We start from the raw sequence: 18625 nt of genomic DNA, 5'->3' as shown, positions 1-18625 counted from the left end.
GGCTCAGGCGGAGAGGAACACCACGCCGGGCAGATCGGTCCCGTGTGCGGCCGGGCCCAGCCGGCCGTCCTTGGCCAGCGCCAGTCGGGCGATGTTGCCCGAGCGCTCGTTGGCGACGAGCAGCTCGCCGGCGTCCTCGCGCAGCAAGAACAGCCGGGGCCAGTGGCCGCCGCAGGCGGCATGCTGGATCGGCGTCAGCCCGCCGGCGCCGTCGATCGCGAACACCGCGATGCTGTCATGCCCGCGGTTGGAAATGTAGAGCCGCGTGCCGCCGCGATTGACGGCGATATGGGCACCGGCGGAGGCGCCGGTGAAGCCCTTGGGCAGCGTCGACAGCATGGAGAGCGCGCTGAACCGGCCGTCGCGATGCGCGCGCAGCACCGTCACCGTATTGGCCAGCTCGGTGACCAGATAGGCGATCGGCAACCGCGGATGGCGGGCAAGGTGGCGGGGGCCCGCGCCGGGGTCCGTGCGATAGGCGATGCTGGTGTCGATCGCCCCCTCGGCGTCGATGCGGTGCAGGAACACCGCGTCGGCGCCCAGATCGACCGCATGGAGCTGCGTGCCGCCGCCGCTGAAACCGACCCAATGCGCGTGCGGGCCGGCTTGCCGCTCGCGATTGGGCCCGCTGCCCTCGTGCGCGATCCGCTTCGCCTCGCCGACGAGGCGGCCGGCACGATCCAGCGTGAACAGCGCGACGCTGCCGCTCGAATAGTTGGCAACTGCCAGCCGGCGACCGTCCTGCGACAGGGCGGCGTGGCACGGATCGGCGCCCAGCGTCGACGCGTCGGCGATCCGCTTCAGTGAAGGATCGTAAACGCCCAGTCGTCCCTCGGTCTGCTCGTCGAGAAGGTAGCGCAGGCCGGTCGCGCCGCGCACGCCGAACGAGGCGTTGCGGATCGCTGCTACCGGCGCCCCCGTGCGCCAGCCCTCGGTCCCGTGCAGCAGCGGGACCAGGCCCGGGCCGCCCTCGTTCACATAGGTGCCGGCGATCAGGCCGCCCTCGACGGAGCGGGCCAGCAGGGCGGCTGGGCAGGCGCCGAGCGCGACGGCGGAGCCGATCAGTGCGCGACGGCTCAGCGAAGATGCAAAACGGGTCATAGGGTATTGAAGCCTTTCACTTTCTTGCCGTCAACGCTGAACCTTTGCGGGCACCGCGCGCTGAGCCCCACGCAACAGGGAGCAGCACCATGACCGCAGGATCCAGCCGCCGCGATCTTCTGAAAACCGCTGCGGCCGCCGGTGCCGCTACTGCCGCCGGCCCCGCCTTCGCGCAAGCCGCGAACACCGCCCCGGCGCCCGATCCGCAAACCAAATACACCGACCAGCCCTTTCCGGAGCAGCGCCAGAAATGGCCGGCGCTCCAGCGCGAGATGCATCCGGTGCCCGATTGCGGCGAGCACAGCTATCGCGGGTCCGGCAAGCTCGCCGGCCGCAAGGCGCTGGTGACCGGCGGCGATTCCGGCATCGGCCGGGCCGCGGCGATCGCCTTTGCGCGCGAAGGTGCCGATGTCGCGATCAACTATTTCCCTACCGAGGAGCCGGACGCGCAGGACGTCGCCAAGCTGCTGCGCGCCGAGGGCCGCAAGGTGGTGCTGCTGCCCGGCGACCTGACCGACCAGGGCTTCTGTGTCGATCTCGTCGCCCGCGCCCATCGCCAGCTCGGCGGGCTCGACATCCTGGTCAACAATGCGGCCTATCAGCAATCGAAGGCGTCGATCGCCGAGATCAGCTTCGAACAGTTCGATCGCACGCTGAAGACCAACCTCTATGCGATGTTCTGGATCACCAAGACGGCGATCCCGCTCCTCAAGCCGGGCTCGGCGATCATCAACACCGCCTCGGTCAATTCCTTCTCGCCCGAGAAGGAACTGCTCGACTATGCGACGACCAAGGGCGGCATCGCGATCTTCACCAAGGGGCTGGCCAAGCAGCTCGCCAAGCAGGGCATCCGCGTGAATGCGGTGGCCCCCGGCCCGATCTGGACGCCGCTACAGGTCGCCGGCGGCCAGCTGCCGGGCGAGATGGGCAAGTTCGGCCAGGATACCCCGCTCGGGCGCGCCGGCCAGCCGGCCGAACTCGCGCCGCTCTACGTCGCGCTCGCCTCGAACGAATTCAGCTACACCGATGGCAGCGTGTTCGGCGCCAATGGCGGCACCGGCGCGGTGTGACACGCCGGCGCCGTGCCGCTCAATGCGACAGCCGGAACATCACCGGCGTGGATTCCGCCGTGCACGCCACGCCGTCTTCCGGACGATAGCTGGTGGTGTAGCGAAACGACTTGGCCATGCCGACCCCCGCCTCGTCGAAGACGAAAGCGGGGTAGGCCGAGACGATCCGCGGCGCGATCGTGCGCCCGTCGGTCGCAACGTCGAACTCGATCTTCACCCAGCCCTCGAAGCCCATTTGCTGCGCCGCCATCGGGAATGCGCTGTCGACATTGCCGACCCCACGCACCGCGGGCTTGAGGCCGAGCAGCGAACATTGCCGGCTGGTAAGGCCGGTCTTGGCGAAATATTGCTGGGCCGCCGCGACATCGCCCTTCCCCGCCGCGATGTTGGCGCGCTGGAGCAGCGCAGCGACCTTCAACGGGTGCCGGTCGGGCAGCGCATTGCCCTCCGTCACCCCGGCGAGCAGGGCATCGCCGTCCGCGGGCGCGCGGCGGCGGAAGCGCGGCATCGCGATCATCACCCGCAAGGTCGCCGCGCTCAGCGGATCGTTCTGGAAGTCCGGCCGCGCAAGAAGCGCGCGCAGCGCGGCGTCCTGGGATCCATATTCATGGCTGACCGATGCTTCGGTGATCGCAAGATAGGCGCGGGCGGCAGCGGGCGCCGACAGCGCATCGCCCAGCGTCACTGCCTCTGCGAGCGCGGCCTTGCGGTCGGGCTGGCTCACGGTGCCGTTGTCGCCCAGCGCGAGCAGCACGAAGAGCATGGCCGCGCGATCGCCCTTTGCCCGGGCCTCTGCCAGCGCGGCGCGTTCGAGCGGGGCGGCCTTGGCAGCGGGCATGGCGGCCCAGCCCGCGTCGGCGACATGCTGCGTCTCCAGCCAGTCGGCAAAGGCCTGCTTCAAGGGTGCGGTGAGCGGTGGCCGTTCGATTCCGGTGGTGCAGCGAAGCTCGACCCGCGTCGTCGAGCGGAACAGCGGCGGAATGCTCTGCGCGGCCTCCGGCGTCCACGACCAGCCGGAGACCATGCGGCCAAAGGCGACGGCAGCGGTCCGCCCGGCCGGCACATAGATCGGCAGCACGCCACTCACATGGCCGTCCTCGGCCAGCGAGAATTCGATGATCGCGGAATCCTCGGGCTTGAGCCCATATGCCTCGCCGCAGGGCGGCAGGTCCATGTCGCGCGCCCGGGTGAACGGCGAATCCTTGAAGCGGCCGGCACCGGTATAGGCAAGGTAGTTACGGGCAGAGTCGATATCGTGATCGAGCCAGGCCGCGATCGCGAGGTCGGACCGGGTGCTGAGGTCGGAGACGTCCACCTTCAGGTCGAGCCCGCCCTGCTTGCGCAGGCTGTCCTTCAGTTCGGCATAGCCTTCCTTCACCCGCCCGGCGTTGAGCAGGGCGCGGGCATATTGAGTCTGGACCGCGGCCACGTCGCGCTTGCCGAAGGCGGGGTTGCCCTGCACCAGCGCGCGCGCCTCGGCGGCGTAGCGCAGGGCCTCGCCGTCATGATCGAACATCAGCACCTGGGCCAGGCCGAGGAGCGGCCGCACGCGGTCCCTCCCGGTGCTGCTCTCCAGCACGGCGCGGTATTCGGCGGCCGCGGCGGGATAGTCGAACCGCAAGGTCGCGATCCGGGCCAGGGCGAGGTGCGACTGGCGCACCTCCTCCGCGAAGTCCGCCCCGCGCGCGGCCAGCACCGGCAGGCCGCGCCGGATCGCCGCCTCGCCCTCGTCGGCATGCTCGAGCATCGCGAGGCAATAGCCCTTGCGCACGTCGACGGCGGCCCGCACCGTCGGCGCGGACATCGCCTTCTGGTTCTGCTCGATCTGCTCGAAGGCCTGGACGGCTTCGGTGCACTTGCCCTCTGCCGCAGCCTTGGTCGCGGTGTCGAACAACTGCTGCAGCGTCGGCGCGGCCTGCTGCTGCGGATCGGCGGCGCCGGCCAACAATAGCGCAAGAATCAGCGATGACATTGTGATACCCCCAGGATCGATGACGCCACTCCACCACGCGCGGGCCATGATGTCGAGAAGCAGCCGCCGGAAAAACCTTCGAATAGCCGGTACTGCACTGCTATTGCTGCTGTTTCCCGGTCAAGGTGCGACCGCATCGGAGCAGGCCGTCTATCCGCCGGAGACGGTGCTGCTGTTCGTCGCCGCCTGGTGCGCACCGTGCCATGGCGAGCTGGCGCATCTCGCCGAGATCAGCCGGAGTGCCCGGCCCTATCGCGTGCTGGTGGTGCCGTTCGACGACGGCCGCGCCACGCGGGCGATGCTGGACGGGGTACCCGCCACCCAACGCTGGCTGCCGGACCGGCAGACCCAGCGCCGACTGGCGCAGATGGTTGCCGCCGAAAGCGCCGGTCTGCCCTTCAGCGTGGCGATCGACCCCCATGGCCGCACCTGCGCGCGCCATGCCGACGCGCTGACCGGATCCACGGCACAGGCGCTGGTCGCGCGCTGCCGCGGCTGAACACCGGACCGAGAACGCCGCGCGCTCCAGACCCTTCCCAGGCATGCGCCGAGGGGCTCTGCAGGGTCCTGGTAAGCATGTTCGCATCCCGCTCCTTAACCGGCGCGCGCCTAGAAAAGGGCGTCGCGGCGACGCAGGGAGGCGGGGCGTGTATAGCGTATCACGGAATGTCCTGGCGGCCGGTGCCGCCATGGCATTGGCGCTGCTCGCGGGGTGCGGCGGCGGTGGGAGCGGCAGCAGCGGGTCGGCCAGTGGCGGGCTGGTCAGCATCACCCCGTCGCCGACCCCGGCAGCCGCCGGCACCGCGATGGACGACGGCGTCCGCCTCGCCCAGCAGGCAAGCTTCGGGCCCACGCCCGCGCTGGTCGATCGCATTCACAGCCTGGGGGTGAGCGGCTGGCTGGACGAACAGTTCGCCGCCACCGGCAGCACCTATGGCGACCTCGCCAGCGATGTGCGCGGCGACAGCTGCGCCGCCACCGACAGCGCCTGTACGACGCTGCACTTCACCCGCACGCCCGTCGCGATGCGCTTCTATGCCGATGCGATCAGCGCACCCGACCAGCTGCGCCAGCGGGTGGCGTTCGCGCTGTCGCAGATGATCGTCGCGTCGGAAGCGGCGGTGCGCTCGACTGCGGGCATCGCCGGGTTCAACCAGCTGTTCCTCACCTACGCCTTCGGCAACTATCGCGACCTGCTGCTCGCGGTCACGATGAACGGCTATATGGGCGATTATCTGGACATGGCGGACAGCCGGAAAGGCACGCCGTCCGAAAACTACGCTCGCGAATTCCTCCAGCTCTTCTCGATGGGCCCCGACCAGCTGGCGATGGACGGCACGCCGCAGCGCGACACGTCGGGCGGCACCCTCCCCAACTATACCGCCGACGACATCCGCGAGGTCGCCCGCGCGCTGACCGGCTGGACCTATGCCCGGGTCGGCAGTGCGGCGATCACCGACAACCAAGCGATCGCCTATGCCCAGCCGATGGTCATGGTGGCAGCGCGCTATGACAGCGCCGAGAAGAAGTTTCTCGGCACCACGGTCGCCGCCGGTGCCTCGCAGCAGGCGAGCGTCGCGGCGGTGATCGATGCGGCGTTCAACCACAGCTCGACGCCGCCCTTCGTTGCCCGGCACCTGATCACCCATCTCGTCACGCCCAACCCGTCGCCTGCCTATATCGGCCGGGTCGCGGCGGTGTTCGTCAACAATGGCAGCGGCGTGCGCGGCGACCTGAAGGCCGTGGTCCGCGCGATCCTCACCGATGCCGAGGCGCGGGCGCCCCAGGCCTCGAGCGGCGGCAAGCTCAAGGAGCCGGTGCTGGCGATGACCAGCCTGGCGCGCGCGATCGGCTTCACCACCGACGGCTATGTCTTCCAGGCGCGCGACGCGACCATCGCCGAGCCGGTGATGCGCGCGCCCTCGGTGTTCAATTTCTACCCGGACGACTTTCCGCTGCCCGGCAGCGCGACACTGCGCAGCCCGGCCTCGAAGCTGTTGACCAGCGCCACCGTGCTGCGGCTCCACAACCTCGTCTATGATTGGACGGTGAGCGGCGATGCCGGGCGGAGCGAATATGCCGCGGTCGCCGCCATTCCGGGCAGTTCGGGGTCGGCGCCGGTCTGGGCCGACTGGGAGGCGTTCGGGGACAATGTCGACTCCATGGTCGATCGCATCAACCTGCTGCTCTTCGCCAAGGGCCTCACCCAGGCCCAGCGCGATGCGCTGAAGGCAGCGGCGATGGAGATCAGCAATGTCGATCCCAAGCTGCAGGCCCGCAAACGGGCGCAGATGATGCTCTACATCGCGGCGACCAGCCCGATGTTCCTTGTCGATCGCTGAGGAACCCGCCGATGCCGCTTTCCCGTCGCGATTTCGTTCGCCTTACCGCCGGTACCGGCGCGCTTGCCGCGCTCGGCCAGTTCGGTCGCACCGCCGCCATCGCCGCGCCCACCGGCAGCTTCCGCGCCATGATCGGCATCTTCCTGTTCGGCGGCAATGACGGCTGGAACATGGTGATCCCCACCGATGCCCGGCACGCCAGCTATCTCGCCGCGCGCGGCAGCGTCGGCATTCCCCGCGCGTCGCTGACGCCGCTGACCAACAGCAGCTATGCGCTCCACCCGGCAATGGCGGCGCTGCGGCCGATCTGGGACGAAGGCTCGCTGGCGCTGGTGCTCAATGCCGGCACGCTGTTCGCACCGCTCACCAAGGCGACCTACCAGTCGCGCACCGATCTGCGCCCCGCCAATCTGATGAGCCATTCGGACGAGCAGGATCACTGGCAGGGCCTGCGCGCCCGCGAGACCAGCCGCGACGGGTTCCTCGGCCGCATCGCCGACAAGATGGCGGGCGGCACGCTGCCGCCGGTCATCTCGATGGCCGGTGCCGCGATCGGCGTGCTCGGGCGCCAGACCACGCCGCTGATCCTGCCGAGCAGCGGCGGACTGCCCGGCCGCAGCGGCTTTACCGCCGGCGGTACCGCAAAGAACGGCGCGATCACCGCGCTCGGCAGCAATGCCGATGGCTATGCGGTGCTCGACGGCGTCGCCCGCGACCTGACGCGCAGCTATGATCAGGCGGTCACCGCCAATACCATCCTCGCCGGCACCGCGCCGACCGACGCTTATTTCGTCAATCCTGCCACCGGTGCCGCGCTGACCAGCGACCTCGCCAAGCAGCTGATGATCGTCTCGCGGATGATCGCCGCGCGCGGGACGCTGGGCCACGCGCGCCAGAACTTCCTGGTGAGCCAGAGCGGCTACGACACCCATTCGGGCCAGGTCCAGGCCGGCGCCACCGCCAACGGGCTCCACGCCAACCTGCTGGGCGACCTCGCCATGGCGATGGCGGGGTTCCACAAGGCGATGGGGTCGCTGGGGCTGGCGGGCAACGTCACCAGCTTCACGATGAGCGATTTCGGCCGCACCTATCTGGGCAATGGCCAGAACGGCACCGACCATGCCTGGGGCAGCAACCATCTGGTGATGGGCGGCGATGTCGCCCCCGGCGCGGTGCTCGGCCGCTATCCCGATCCGGTGCTGGGCGGGGCGGACGACATCACCAAGGAAGGCCGCTTCGTGCCGGCAGTGGCGCAGGAGGAATATCTCGGCGCGATCGCCCGCTGGCACGGCGTGGCGGACGCCGACCTGCCTTATGTCTTCCCCAACTGGTCGACCTGGAGCAGCGCCGGGCGCGGGCCGCTGGCGCTGTTCAAGGCTTGAGGTCCGAAGGGAGGCGCACAACGCCCGCCAACGTCCGTCATCCCGGCGGAAGCCGGGATCCATTCGCATCTACGTCGCGGCAAAAGCCTCGCAGGTGACCCCAATGGATCCCGGCTTTCGCCGGGATGACGCTGGTGGAGGAGCACCAGTTAGACGCGTCACGCGCGTTACCGCTCCTCGTCCGGGTACGGGCCCTTGCCGCCGTCCTGGATGAACTGGTCGGTGCGCTGGTCGATTACGGTCAGCGGCACCGATCCCAATTGCAGCATCGCGTCGTGCCAGGCGCGGATGTTGAACTTGGGGCCGAGCGCCTTTTCGGCGCGGGCGCGGGCGTCGAGGAAAGCGAGCTCGCCCATGTAATAGCTCAGCGCCTGACCGGGCCAGGCGATGTAACGATCGACCTCGGTCTCGATCTCGTGATTGCTGAGCGCGGTGTTGTCGCGCAGGAAGGCCTGGGCCCGCTCGCGCGTCCAGCCCATCGCGTGGATGCCGGTATCGACCACCAGCCGCGCCGCGCGCCACATCTGGTAGCTGAGCATGCCGAAGTGATCATAGGGCGTCTCGTACATCCCCATCTCGACGCCCAGCTTCTCCGAATAGAGCGCCCAGCCCTCGCCATAGGCCGACAGATAGGTGTCGCGGCGGAAGGGCGGCAGCGCCTTGTTCTCGTTGGCCAGCGGCATTTGGAAGGCATGGCCCGGCGCACTTTCGTGGAGCGTCAGCGCGGTGAGCTGGTAGAAGGGCCGCGACTTCAGGTCATAGGTGTTGACCAGATAGACGCCCGGGCCGCCGCGCCCGCCGGTGTAGAAGGGCGCGAGATCGTCCGGCACCGGCACGATCGCGAAGCGGCGGCGCGGCAGATGGCCGAAATATTGCCCGGCCTTGCCGTCGAACTGCTTGGCAGCCCAGGCGGCGTGGTAGAGCAACTCGCGCGGTGTCTTGGCGTAGAATTGCGGATCGGTGCGCAGGAAGGTGAGGAAGGCGGGCAGATCGCCTTCGAACTTGGCCTCGGCCTTCACCGTCATCATCTCGGCGCGGATCTTCGCCACTTCGCGCACCCCCACGGCATGGACCTGCTCGGCGGTCATGTCGCGGGTCACATATTCGCGGATCTTGGACTGGTAATAGGCCTTGCCGTCGGGGAGCGTCGTTGCCGCCAGCGCAGTGCGGGCGCCGGGGATATATTCCTTGCGGAGGAAGTCGAGCAGCTTGGCATGCGCCGGGATCACCGCCTCGCGGATCGCCGCCGCCCCTTCGCGGCGCAGCTCGGCCTGGACCGATGCCGGAATCGCGCCCGGAAATTTCTGGAACGGCGTGTAATAGAGATTCTGCTCGACCGGGGCTTCGACGACCTGCGCCACGCCGATGTCGCGGCCGGTGAGCGTCACCTTGGGGGGCGTGAACCCGCGCGCGAGCCCGGCGCGCATATTGGCGATGTTCTGGTCGAAATAGCGCGGCATGTCGCGCAGCGTCTTGATATAGGCGCGGTACTGGTCCTCGCGGACGAAGCTGTCGCGCGCCGATCCGGCGAGATCGCTCCAGAAGCTGGTGTCCGAGGTGAGCGGCTTCTCGTAATCGCGGAAGCGCTGTTCGGCGAGCAGCGCGTCGATCTGCCCCTTGTAGACCAGATAATCGATCCGCCCCTTGGAGCTGAGCTTGGCGGGATCGATCGCCGCGAGCTGGCGCGACACCGCGGTCCAGCGCGCGAGCCGCGCCGCCTGCGCGGCGGGCCCGACATCGGGCAGGCCGCCCTTGGCGGCGGGCGTGTCCTCGCCCGGGCCCTGCTGCTCCGTCCGCCACTTATACTCGCTGTCGATGATCGCCTTGAGCCTGGCGTCGGGGCTCGCAGGCTTCGGCGCGGGCGCGGCGGCGGTGGCGAGCAGGGCGACGGTGAGGAGAAGAATGGGCTTCATGACGTGAGGCTCGCTTCCAGCGCTAGAATATCGGCATAGAGCTTGTCGGGGATGCACACCCCTTCGGCAAGGCTGCGCGCGCGGGCGGCGTAGCGGCGGGCCGAGGGCAGACGGGCACCCTGATCTTCGATCGCATCGAACAGCGCCTCGGCGCGGAGCAGGTGCCCGGCGACCGCATCGCCGAGGAACCCGGCCGGGTCGATCGCGACGATCAGCTCGCCACCCAGCGGCGAGGCGCCCGCGCCCGCATCGGCCGCGATCGATTCCGCGCTGGTCCAGTCGCCGATCAGGGGGCCGGCGATCAGTTCCACCATCGCGGCGAGCGCCGAGCCCTTGTGGCCGCCAAAGGTGCGCATCGCGCCGTCGAGGATCGCGGCGGGATCAGTGGTGGGGCAACCCTCGGCGTCCACGCCCCAGTCCTCGGGCACCGCCTTGCCGGCGCGCCGGTGAAGCTCGATCTCGCCGCGTGCGACCATGCTGGTGGCGAAGTCGAAGACGAAGGGCGGCGCCGGTGCCGGGCGCGGCCAGCCGAACGCGATCGGATTGGTGCCGAACACCGGCCGAGTGCCGCCGGCGGGGGCAACCCAGGCATGGCTGGGGGTGAAGGCGAGCGCGACCAGCCCTTCCTCCGCCAGCGCCTCCACCTCGGGCCAGAGCGCGGCGAAATGGACAACGTTGTTGAGTGCCAGCGCAGCAATGCCATAGGTCCGCGCCTTGGCGATCAAGGCCGGCTTGCCAATGTCGAAGGCAAGCTGCGCGAAGCTGCCGCCACCCTCGACCCTCGCCAGCGCCTTGGCCGGCTCGGACAATATCGGCACGGCATCGCGCACCACCTTGCCCTTGGCGATGGTGTTCGCCGCGACCAGCAGCCGGTAGATGCCGTGCGAGGCACAGCCGTCCCGCTCGCCCGCCACCATCGTCTCGGCGACGGCCTCGACGTGGTCCTCGGCAAGCCCGGCAACCCGGAGCACGCGCCGGGCAAGCGCACGGACCTCGTCCAGCGCCAGCCGGACGCCGGGTTCCTTCGTCGCTACGCTCACGGCTTGGCGGTGAACAGCACGACGCCGAACACGGGCCCTGCACTGCTGCGATCGTGCGGCACGAAGCGGACGCGCACGCTCTTCTTGCCCTTGGTCAGCGCCACGGGCAGCGGATAGGTGACGTCGTAGAACTTGCCCGGCTGCTGCTTGTCGTCGAGGGACTGGGTCGCGATCTTCGCGCCGTCGACCAGGATGTCGAAGCTGCGGTCGCGCTCGCCGCCCCAATAGGTCGCCTGGAGCAGCAGCGGGCCGTCCTTCACCTTCATGGTGAAGTCGAACCAGCCACCGGAGCGCGCGTCGCGCCCCTGCCGCCCGCGATAGGATACGGGGTAGGAAATCTCCGAGCGCAGGTCATGGTCGCGCTCGGGCTGCATCTCGCCCAGGTGCATCACGTCGACCGAGCGGGCAGCCACGTCCTGCAGCCGCGCCTGCTCGGCGAGGAAGGCGGCCTGTTCCTGCCGCCACCGCGCCTCGCTGAAGCGCTTGAAATAGACTGCACTGCGCCGCTCGACCTGGCGGTAGAAGGGCACGAAGCGAAGGTCTGCCGGGCGCACGACACCGCGCGTCTCGAACACCGCGGGCTCGGGCGCAGGGGTGAAGGCGGCGAGCAAGTCCGTCCCGACCAGCGCCGGATCGGCGGCATTCCACGGCGTCGAGGTCGGGCCGAGGTCCCCCGCCAGCACCATCGGTCCGCGCAGCACCGCGACGGTGTTGTCGTCGCCCGGCGTCGCCTCCAGCCGCAACGCCATCGGCAGGGTGATCGCCAGCACGTCGCCCCTCTTCCAGCTGCGCACGACGATCGCGTAGCCGCGATCCAGGGTGGCACCCGCGGGCTTGCCGTTCACGGTCACCACCGCCTTGCCCTCCGCCCAGCCGGGCACGCGCAGCGCGATCGCGAGGCGCCCGGCACGGGCAAGCTGCTCCACCTTGAGCGTTGCCGTGCCCTCGAACGGATAGGCGGTGTCGAGCACCAGCTTCGCGCCTGCCGCCTTCCAGTCGATCTCGGCCGGGATATAGAGGTTGACCAGCAGCGCGCCCTCGCCCTGCCAGAACGCCGCCTCGCCATGCTTGGCGTGGCTCTCCAGCCCCGAGCCGATGCAACACCAGAACGCGTCCTCGTTCGGTTGCGAATATTGACGCTCGGCGCCGCTCATCAGCGGGGTCATATAGGTGAAGCCGCCGGTCTTCGGGTTCTGCGCCGCCATCACATGGTTGAGGTGGGCACGCTCATAATAGTCGAACAGCGCCCCGTTCGGCTGCCAGGCGAACAGGTGGCGGGTCAGCTTGAGCATGTTGTAGGTGTTGCAATGCTCGCAGGTCTGGTCGGTGATGTGCTGGGCGATGCTGTCGGGCGCGGAGAAATATTCGCGGTCGGCATTGCCGCCGATCACATAGCTATGGTGCGCCGTCACCCGCTCCCAGAAGACGCGCGCGGCGGTGGCGTCGCCGGCATCGCCGGTCAGTTCGTGGATGCGCGCCAGCCCGATGAGCTTCGGCACCTGGGTGTTGGCGTGGAAATTGGCGAGCTTGTCCTCGCGTGCCTTCAGCGGATCCAGCACGCGATCGTCGTAGAGCCGCTTGGCGACGACCATCCAGCGCGCATCGCGGGTGCGCGCATAGAGTTCGGCGAAGCTCTCGTTCAGGCCGCCATATTCGCAGGCCAGCATCTGCTGCATCTGCGCGTCGTTCAGCGCGGCGAACACCTTCTCGAAATAGCTCGCCAGCCCCAGCGTCACCTGCAGCGCCTGGGGATTGCCCCAGCCGGCATGAACGTCGAGCAGCCCCGCGAAGAGCTTGTGCACCGTGTAGAGCGGCGACCAGCTGCCGTTGAGATCGAACCCACCGGACTTGATCTCCCCGCGCATGATCTCGGGGAAGATCTCCTCACCGTCGACGATCGTCCCGTCCTTCCGCTTGCGCCCGAGCGCGCCGACATAGCCGGTGCCGCGCTTCGCCTGCGCCGCGGCCAGTTCCGCCACGATATAGTCGGCGCGGCGGCGGATCTCCGCATCGCCGGTCTGCTGCCACATCAGCACCAGCGCGGTCAGATAATGGCCAAGCGTGTGCCCCGCGATCGTGTCGCTTTCCCAGCCGCCATAGATCGCGCCCTTGGGCTCCAGCCCGGCATATTTGCGGAAATTGTGCAGCAGCCGGTCGGGCTCCAGCTGGAGCAGCGCGCGATGGTTGACCTCGACCGCGCGTGCATAGTCGGACGGGCGGAGGCGGATGGCGGTGAGAGGGAGCGGCGACAGCGTTGCAGGCAAGCTGGCACCGGCGGCGCGGGAAACGCCAGGCAAGGCACCCGTCGCGAACAAGGCCCCGCCCGCTCCTGCCAGCAATTCTCTCCGCGTGCGCCCCATCACGACCCCCTATTCGATCGTATACGATCTACGGGCACGGGGTGGCCCGGTCAAGCAGACAACCGGCGGCTCTACCAGTATCTTATACCGTATAATATCCTTGACCCTTGTCCGTTGTCCTGATCTACATTCTTCAGAATCGGGGGACGTGCGGATGACTGTATCGGATCGGCGGGGTAGTACCAGTGGTGGTCTGACGCGCCTGCTCGCCCAGGTGGCGGTGATATCGCTGATCCCCACGTCCTTGGCTTTCGCGCAGACCGCCCCGGCGCCTGCCGTCCCCAGCATCGAAGCACGCTATGCACAGGCGGATCGCTATCTCGGCGACGGGCTTGCCAAGTTGGTGGTCGATCGCAGCCTGCGTACCGTCTTCACCACCGACAGCGCCGGCATCGTCTATCGCCACGGCCGAGAGGGCGAACGGATGGTCGCCTATTATGATCTGGCGACGGGCCAGTCGCGGACGATCGCGCCGGAAGTGACGATCGCCGATGCCCTCGCCAAGCTGCAGAATGGCGCGTTCAAGCCCGCGGCGCTGCCGATCGAGGATCCCAAGATCGAAGGCGGCACGCTCCAGTTCAGCGCGTTCGGCAAACGCTGGGCCCTGGCGGCGGACGGCACGCTCGCACCCGCCGCCAAGGGCGCCCCGGACGGCGAGGAAGCGCTGTCGCCCGACGGCCGCTTCCGCATCGTCGCGCGGGACTTCAACCTCTTCGCTGTCGAGGTGGCGACGGGGCACGAGGTCGCACTGACCGAGGACGGCACCCGCGACCAGCCCTATGGCCGCGGCATTCCACAGCTCGCCGACATCCTCGCCCAGGGCACCGAAGACCCGACGATGCCGGTCTCGGTCCGCTGGTCGCCCGACAGCAAGCGGATCGTCACCTGGCGGCTCGATACGCGCGACGCGATCCGGCTGGGCATCGTCCAGGCGACGCCGCCGGGAACGATCTACCCGCGCACCTTCCGCTACATCTATCCGCTGGCGGGCGCCGAGAAGCTGCCCCAGGCGACGCGGCTGGTGATCGACGTCGAGCAGGCGCTGCGCAAGCACAAGGCGCGGCCGGTGGCGCTCGACATCCCGAGCGAGTCGCTGCTCTACCCGAACGACCCGGACATGGGCTGGGTGAACGGCAAGGTCCGCGCGCAGTGGACCGAGCGCGGCTACAAGCAGCTCGCCGTCTACCAGGCCGATCCGGCAACCGGCGCCGCGACGGTGGTGGCGCGCGAGGCGCTGGCGCCCAACGTTTCGGTCGTCTCCAGCTTCCTGCAGCCGGCGCCCGAGCTGGGGGGCGAGCTGCTCGTCTCCGAACGCACCGGTTGGGCGCAGCTCTATCTCGTCCGTCCCGACGCGCCCGAGGGCGGCATTCCGCTCACCCGCGGGAACTGGGAAGTGATCGGTATCCATCATGTCGATGCGACATCCGGCGCCATCCTGGTGACCGGCGTCGGCCGCGAGAAGGACCGCAATCCCTATTACGCCGCGCTCTACCGGGTGAGCACGCGCGGCGAGCAGCCGGTGCTGCTGACCCCCGAGCCGATGCACCACGAGGTGCAGGTAGCGCCCGACGGCAAGACCTTCGTCGACGCGATGTCGACACCGAGCGAGCCGACCCGCACCGTGGTGCGCAGCGCGATAGACGGTCGCATCCTGGCCGAGCTGGGCCGGGCCGATCCCGCCGCACTGCTCGCCAGCGGGTATCGTATGCCCGAGCCGTTCCAGGGTGTGGCGGCGGACGGCACCACGCCGATCTGGGGCATGATCTATCGCCCGGTCGGGTTCGATCCCGCCCGCAGCTATCCGGTGATCGACAATGTCTACACCGGCCCCACCACCACCCAGGTGCCGACGAACTGGACCTCCGCGGTGTTCGCGCCCGGCTCGAGCGTCGCCCAGCTCGGCGCGATCGTGGTCATGATCGACGGGCGCGGCACCTCGCGGCGGGGGCGTGCCTTCCGCATGCACGCCTATCAGAATCTCGGCGAAGTGGGGCTCGACGACCATATCGCGCTGATCCGCCAGATGGCGACGCGCTACCCGCAATTCGATCTGTCGCGCGTCGGCGTGTTCGGCGGGTCGGCGGGTGGCTATGATGCCGCGCGCTTCGTGATCCGCCGGCCGGGCTTCTTCAAGGTCGGCGTCGCCTCCTCGGGCAACCACGACCTGCGGCTCGACAAGGCGTGGTGGCCCGAAGTGACGATGGGCGCGGCGAGCCCCAATGACTGGGCGCGCAACTCGAACATGGTCGCGGCGCCCAATCTCGGCGCCAAGCTGCTGCTGATCCACGGCGACATCGACGACAATGTGCCGATCACCGAGAGCTTCCAGCTCGCCACCGCGCTGATCTGGGCAGGCCGCGATGTCGACATGGTGGTGCTGCCCAACACCACCCATGCGGTCTACCAGCCTTTCTTCTGGCGCAAGTTCCGCGACTATTTCGTGCAGCACCTGCTCGGCGAAGCGCCGCCCGCCGACATCCGTTTCGACACGCCGGCGTGGCACGACGAACTGCCGCTGCTGCACCCCGAGAAATGAGTTTCCCGATGCGAACTCCCCGCCTGATCCTCGCCGCCGCCGCCCTCGCCGGGGTGAGCAGCCTGCCCTTCGCCGCGCCGCTGTTCGCGCAGGACAAGCAGGCCGCCACGCCGGTCTACCCGCCGATCCGCACCACGCCGGTCAAGGTAGGGGCCTTCCTGCTCGCGCTGCGCAGTGACACCGGGACCCTCGCCCGCCTGTCCCCCGCCGCCGAGCCCGGTTTCGATTTCGTGCCCGGCAACCGCGAGGCCGAGCGGCAGGGGGACGGCTATAACCACATCGGCGACATCAACCTCCGCCTGCGCACGCCCGGCGGCATCTGGCGGGACTTCGCCTCGGCCCGCGCGCGCAGGCCGATCGTCGCGCTGCCGCTGGCGCCGGGCGTGTTCGCCGCCGCCGACATCACCGCCAGCATGGGCGAGGGCATCCCGCTTCGCATCGAGCGCCGCTGGGCCGACGTGGCGGGGGTGCCGGTGCTGCGTTTCCGGCTGGTCAACCGCTCGGCCACGCCGGTCGAGGTGGGCGGGCTAGGTCTGCCGATGGTGTTCGACAACATCATCCAGGACCGCACGCTCGAGACGGCGCACGCGCAAGCGAGCTTCGTCGATCCCTATATCGGCCGCGACGCCGGCTATCTCCAGGTCACGCGGCTGAACGGCAAGGGTCCTGCGCTGCTGGTGCTGCCGGACGGCAAGACGCCGCTGGAAATTTACGCGCCGCTCAAGAACCCCGGCGAGCCCCTCGCCATCTTCACCGACAAGAGCCGGCGCAGCCAGGTGTCGGAGGGCTTTTACGACTGGACGGTCGCGTCCAGGGGGTTTGTCGAACAGGAATGGCACAAGGCGGGCGAGCAGTGGAACCCGGCGACCAGCTTCACCCTCGCGCCGGGCGAAGCGCGCACGATCGGCGTGCGGCTGGTGCAGGCGCCCTCGATCCGCGGCATCCAGTCCACCCTCGTCGCGCAGGGGCGCCCGGTGGCACTCGGCGTACCCGGCTATGTCGTGCCGACCGACCTCGAGGCCGCCCTCTTCGTGAAATATCCCCAGCCCGTCGCCCGGCTGGACGTTGCCCCCGCCGGCGCGATGACGGTAACGGCGGCGGGGCTCGTGAACGGCTGGCGGCGCTATGCGGTGCGGGGCACCGGCTGGGGCCGGGCGCGCCTCACCATCACCTATGCCGACGGCACGGCGCAGACGGTGCAGTATTTCGTCACCAAGCCGCTCGAACAGACCATGGCCGATCTCGGCCGGTTTACCACGACGAAGCAGTGGTTCGACGATCCGAAGGACCCGTTCGGCCGGTCCCCCGCGATCCTCAGCTACGATCGCGAGGCGGGCAAGGTCCTCACCCAGGAGCCGCGCGTCTGGATCGCCGGCATGAGCGACGAGGGCGGCGCCGGCGGCTGGATCGCGGCGATCATGAAGCAGCTCGACAATCCCGATCCGGCCGAGATCGAACGACTGGAGACGCTGGTCGACAGGACGATCTTCGGCAAGCTGCAGGTCGCCGAGGGCGCGCATATCGGCGCGGTGAAGAAGAGCCTTTTCTACTATGACCCGGAAGCGCTGCCGGGCTATTACGATCCCGAGTTCAACTGGAAGACGTGGACGAGCTGGTCGAAGAAGGATGCCGGCGACCTCGGCCGCTCGTTCAACTATCCGCATGTCGCGCTCGGGTACTGGACGCTCTACCGGCTGGCGCGCAACCATCCAGGGCTCGTCACCCATCACGACTGGCGCTGGTATCTCGACCATGCCCGGCTGACGATCGTCGCGATGATGCGCGATGCGCCCTATTACACCCAGTTCGGCCAGATGGAGGGCGAGGTGTTCGTCGACATCCTCGACGACCTCAAGCGCGAAGGCATCGCCGACGGCGCCGCCCAGATCGAGGCGTTGATGAAGTCCCGCGCCGACCACTGGGCGAGCCTCGCCTACCCATTCGGCAGCGAGATGGCGTGGGACTCCACCGGCCAGCCGGAGGTCTATGCCTGGATGCGCTATCTCGGCCATCCCAAACAGGCGGCGGAGACGGTGGAGGTGATCCTCGGCTATGATCCGCTGATCCCGCACTGGGGCTATAACGGCAACGCCCGCCGCTATTGGGACTTCCTCTATGGCGGCAAATATCCGCGCATCGAGCGACAGATCCACCATTACGGCTCGACCAACAACGCGCTGCCGCTGTTCGAGGCGTTCCGCGCGAACCCCGCCGACCTGCACCTGCTGCGCGTCGCCTATGGCGGGTGGATGGGCGGCATCACCAACATCGATCGCGACGGCTTCGGATCGGCGGCGTTCCACAGCTGGCCGGACCGGATGGAATGGGATCCCTATACCGGCGACTATGGCTCGGGCTATTTCGCCCATGCGTACGGCGCCGCCACCTATCTGGTGCAGGATCCGACCTTCGGCTGGCTCGGCTATGGCGGCAATGTCCGCGTCGCGGCGGATGCGGTGACGATTGCGCCCAGGGACGGCGCACGCAGCCGGCTGTTCGTAGCACCGGCCGGGCTGTGGATCACGCTGGACGCCGGCAAGATCGCCAGCGCGCGCTACGTGCCCGCGACCGGCGTGGTGGCGCTGACGCTCGACCCGCGCAGCGCGATGACGCCCGTCGCCCGCATCCGCCTGGAAAAGACCACCGCCGGGCGCGGCTACCGCGTCGACGGCGGCACCCTTGAGCGCGGCGCCACCGCCGTCCCGCTCAAGGCGGAGAGCAGTACCGTCCGGCTGCTTCCCGCCCGCCCCTGATCCGACGGGCGAGCCGACGCACGGCTCGCCCCCTTTCCCGCGCCACCTGGCCATGCCGTCCGTCGCGTTGCGCCGGCGGACTTTCGTGCTGCGCAAAAAATCCACTTGGCTAAATGGTGGAACTACGTAATACATATTGGGAAATCGCGGCGTAAG

Annotated in this window: 11 protein-coding genes; 6 read left to right on the top strand and 5 right to left on the bottom strand. The window is 68.9% G+C overall.

Features of this window, described 5'->3' with window-relative positions; all coding sequences use genetic code 11:
- Positions 1–3: 3 nt before the first annotated feature.
- Positions 4–1101, bottom strand: a complete 1098-nt coding sequence (locus QZ814_RS14455) for a lactonase family protein (RefSeq protein WP_294333495.1) — start codon at positions 1099–1101, stop codon at positions 4–6.
- Positions 1102–1190: 89 nt separating this feature from the next.
- Here QZ814_RS14455 and QZ814_RS14450 point away from each other — a divergent pair, with 89 nt between their 5' ends.
- Positions 1191–2171 carry an SDR family oxidoreductase gene (locus QZ814_RS14450; RefSeq protein WP_294333493.1) on the top strand — a complete coding sequence of 327 codons (981 nt, stop codon included), beginning with the start codon at positions 1191–1193 and terminating at the stop codon, positions 2169–2171.
- A gap of 19 nt (positions 2172–2190) precedes the next feature.
- Here QZ814_RS14450 and QZ814_RS14445 read toward each other — a convergent pair whose 3' ends face one another.
- Positions 2191–4143 (bottom strand): energy transducer TonB, encoded by a 1953-nt coding sequence (locus tag QZ814_RS14445; protein WP_294333491.1) that lies wholly within the window; start codon positions 4141–4143, stop codon positions 2191–2193.
- Between the two features lie 103 nt (positions 4144–4246).
- On the opposite strand from QZ814_RS14445, the gene QZ814_RS14440 reads away from it, so the two are divergent.
- The 3 genes from QZ814_RS14440 (at position 4247) to QZ814_RS14430 (ending at position 7867) form a co-directional block, all read left to right on the top strand.
- Positions 4247–4642 carry a hypothetical protein gene (locus QZ814_RS14440; RefSeq protein WP_294333489.1) on the top strand — a complete coding sequence of 132 codons (396 nt, stop codon included), beginning with the start codon at positions 4247–4249 and terminating at the stop codon, positions 4640–4642.
- A 148-nt stretch (positions 4643–4790) separates the two neighbouring features.
- Positions 4791–6485 carry a DUF1800 family protein gene (locus tag QZ814_RS14435; RefSeq protein ID WP_294333487.1) on the top strand — a complete coding sequence of 565 codons (1695 nt, stop codon included), beginning with the start codon at positions 4791–4793 and terminating at the stop codon, positions 6483–6485.
- Between the two features lie 11 nt (positions 6486–6496).
- Positions 6497–7867, top strand: a complete 1371-nt coding sequence (locus tag QZ814_RS14430) for a DUF1501 domain-containing protein (RefSeq protein WP_294333485.1) — start codon at positions 6497–6499, stop codon at positions 7865–7867.
- A gap of 167 nt (positions 7868–8034) precedes the next feature.
- Here the strand turns inward: QZ814_RS14430 and QZ814_RS14425 are convergent, their stop codons facing one another.
- The 3 genes from QZ814_RS14425 to QZ814_RS14415 are packed head-to-tail and all read right to left on the bottom strand — an operon-like array spanning position 8035 to position 13084.
- Positions 8035–9780 (bottom strand): DUF885 family protein, encoded by a 1746-nt coding sequence (locus tag QZ814_RS14425; RefSeq protein ID WP_294333484.1) that lies wholly within the window; start codon positions 9778–9780, stop codon positions 8035–8037.
- Positions 9777–10820, bottom strand: a complete 1044-nt coding sequence (locus QZ814_RS14420; protein WP_294333482.1) for an Ldh family oxidoreductase — start codon at positions 10818–10820, stop codon at positions 9777–9779. The genes QZ814_RS14425 and QZ814_RS14420 overlap by 4 nt, the downstream gene beginning before the upstream one ends.
- Positions 10817–13084, bottom strand: a complete 2268-nt coding sequence (locus tag QZ814_RS14415; RefSeq protein ID WP_365898735.1) for a beta-L-arabinofuranosidase domain-containing protein — start codon at positions 13082–13084, stop codon at positions 10817–10819. Before QZ814_RS14415 ends, QZ814_RS14420 begins: the two co-directional genes overlap by 4 nt.
- Positions 13085–13334: 250 nt before the next feature.
- Between QZ814_RS14415 and QZ814_RS14410 the strand changes: the two genes are divergently transcribed.
- Both QZ814_RS14410 and QZ814_RS14405 read left to right on the top strand, forming a co-directional pair.
- Positions 13335–15716: a DPP IV N-terminal domain-containing protein gene (locus QZ814_RS14410; RefSeq protein ID WP_294333477.1), complete on the top strand. Its 2382-nt coding sequence runs from the start codon at positions 13335–13337 to the stop codon at positions 15714–15716.
- Between the two features lie 8 nt (positions 15717–15724).
- Entirely contained in the window at positions 15725–18469 is a 2745-nt protein-coding gene (locus QZ814_RS14405; protein ID WP_294333474.1) for a DUF5695 domain-containing protein, read from the top strand.
- Positions 18470–18625 lie beyond the last annotated feature (156 nt).

It is taken from the genome of uncultured Sphingomonas sp., assembly GCF_913777625.1.
GTDB lineage: Bacteria > Pseudomonadota > Alphaproteobacteria > Sphingomonadales > Sphingomonadaceae > Sphingomonas.
The sequence above is the reverse complement of the archived record's forward strand: the minus strand, read 5'-3'. Positions and strand labels throughout refer to the sequence as shown.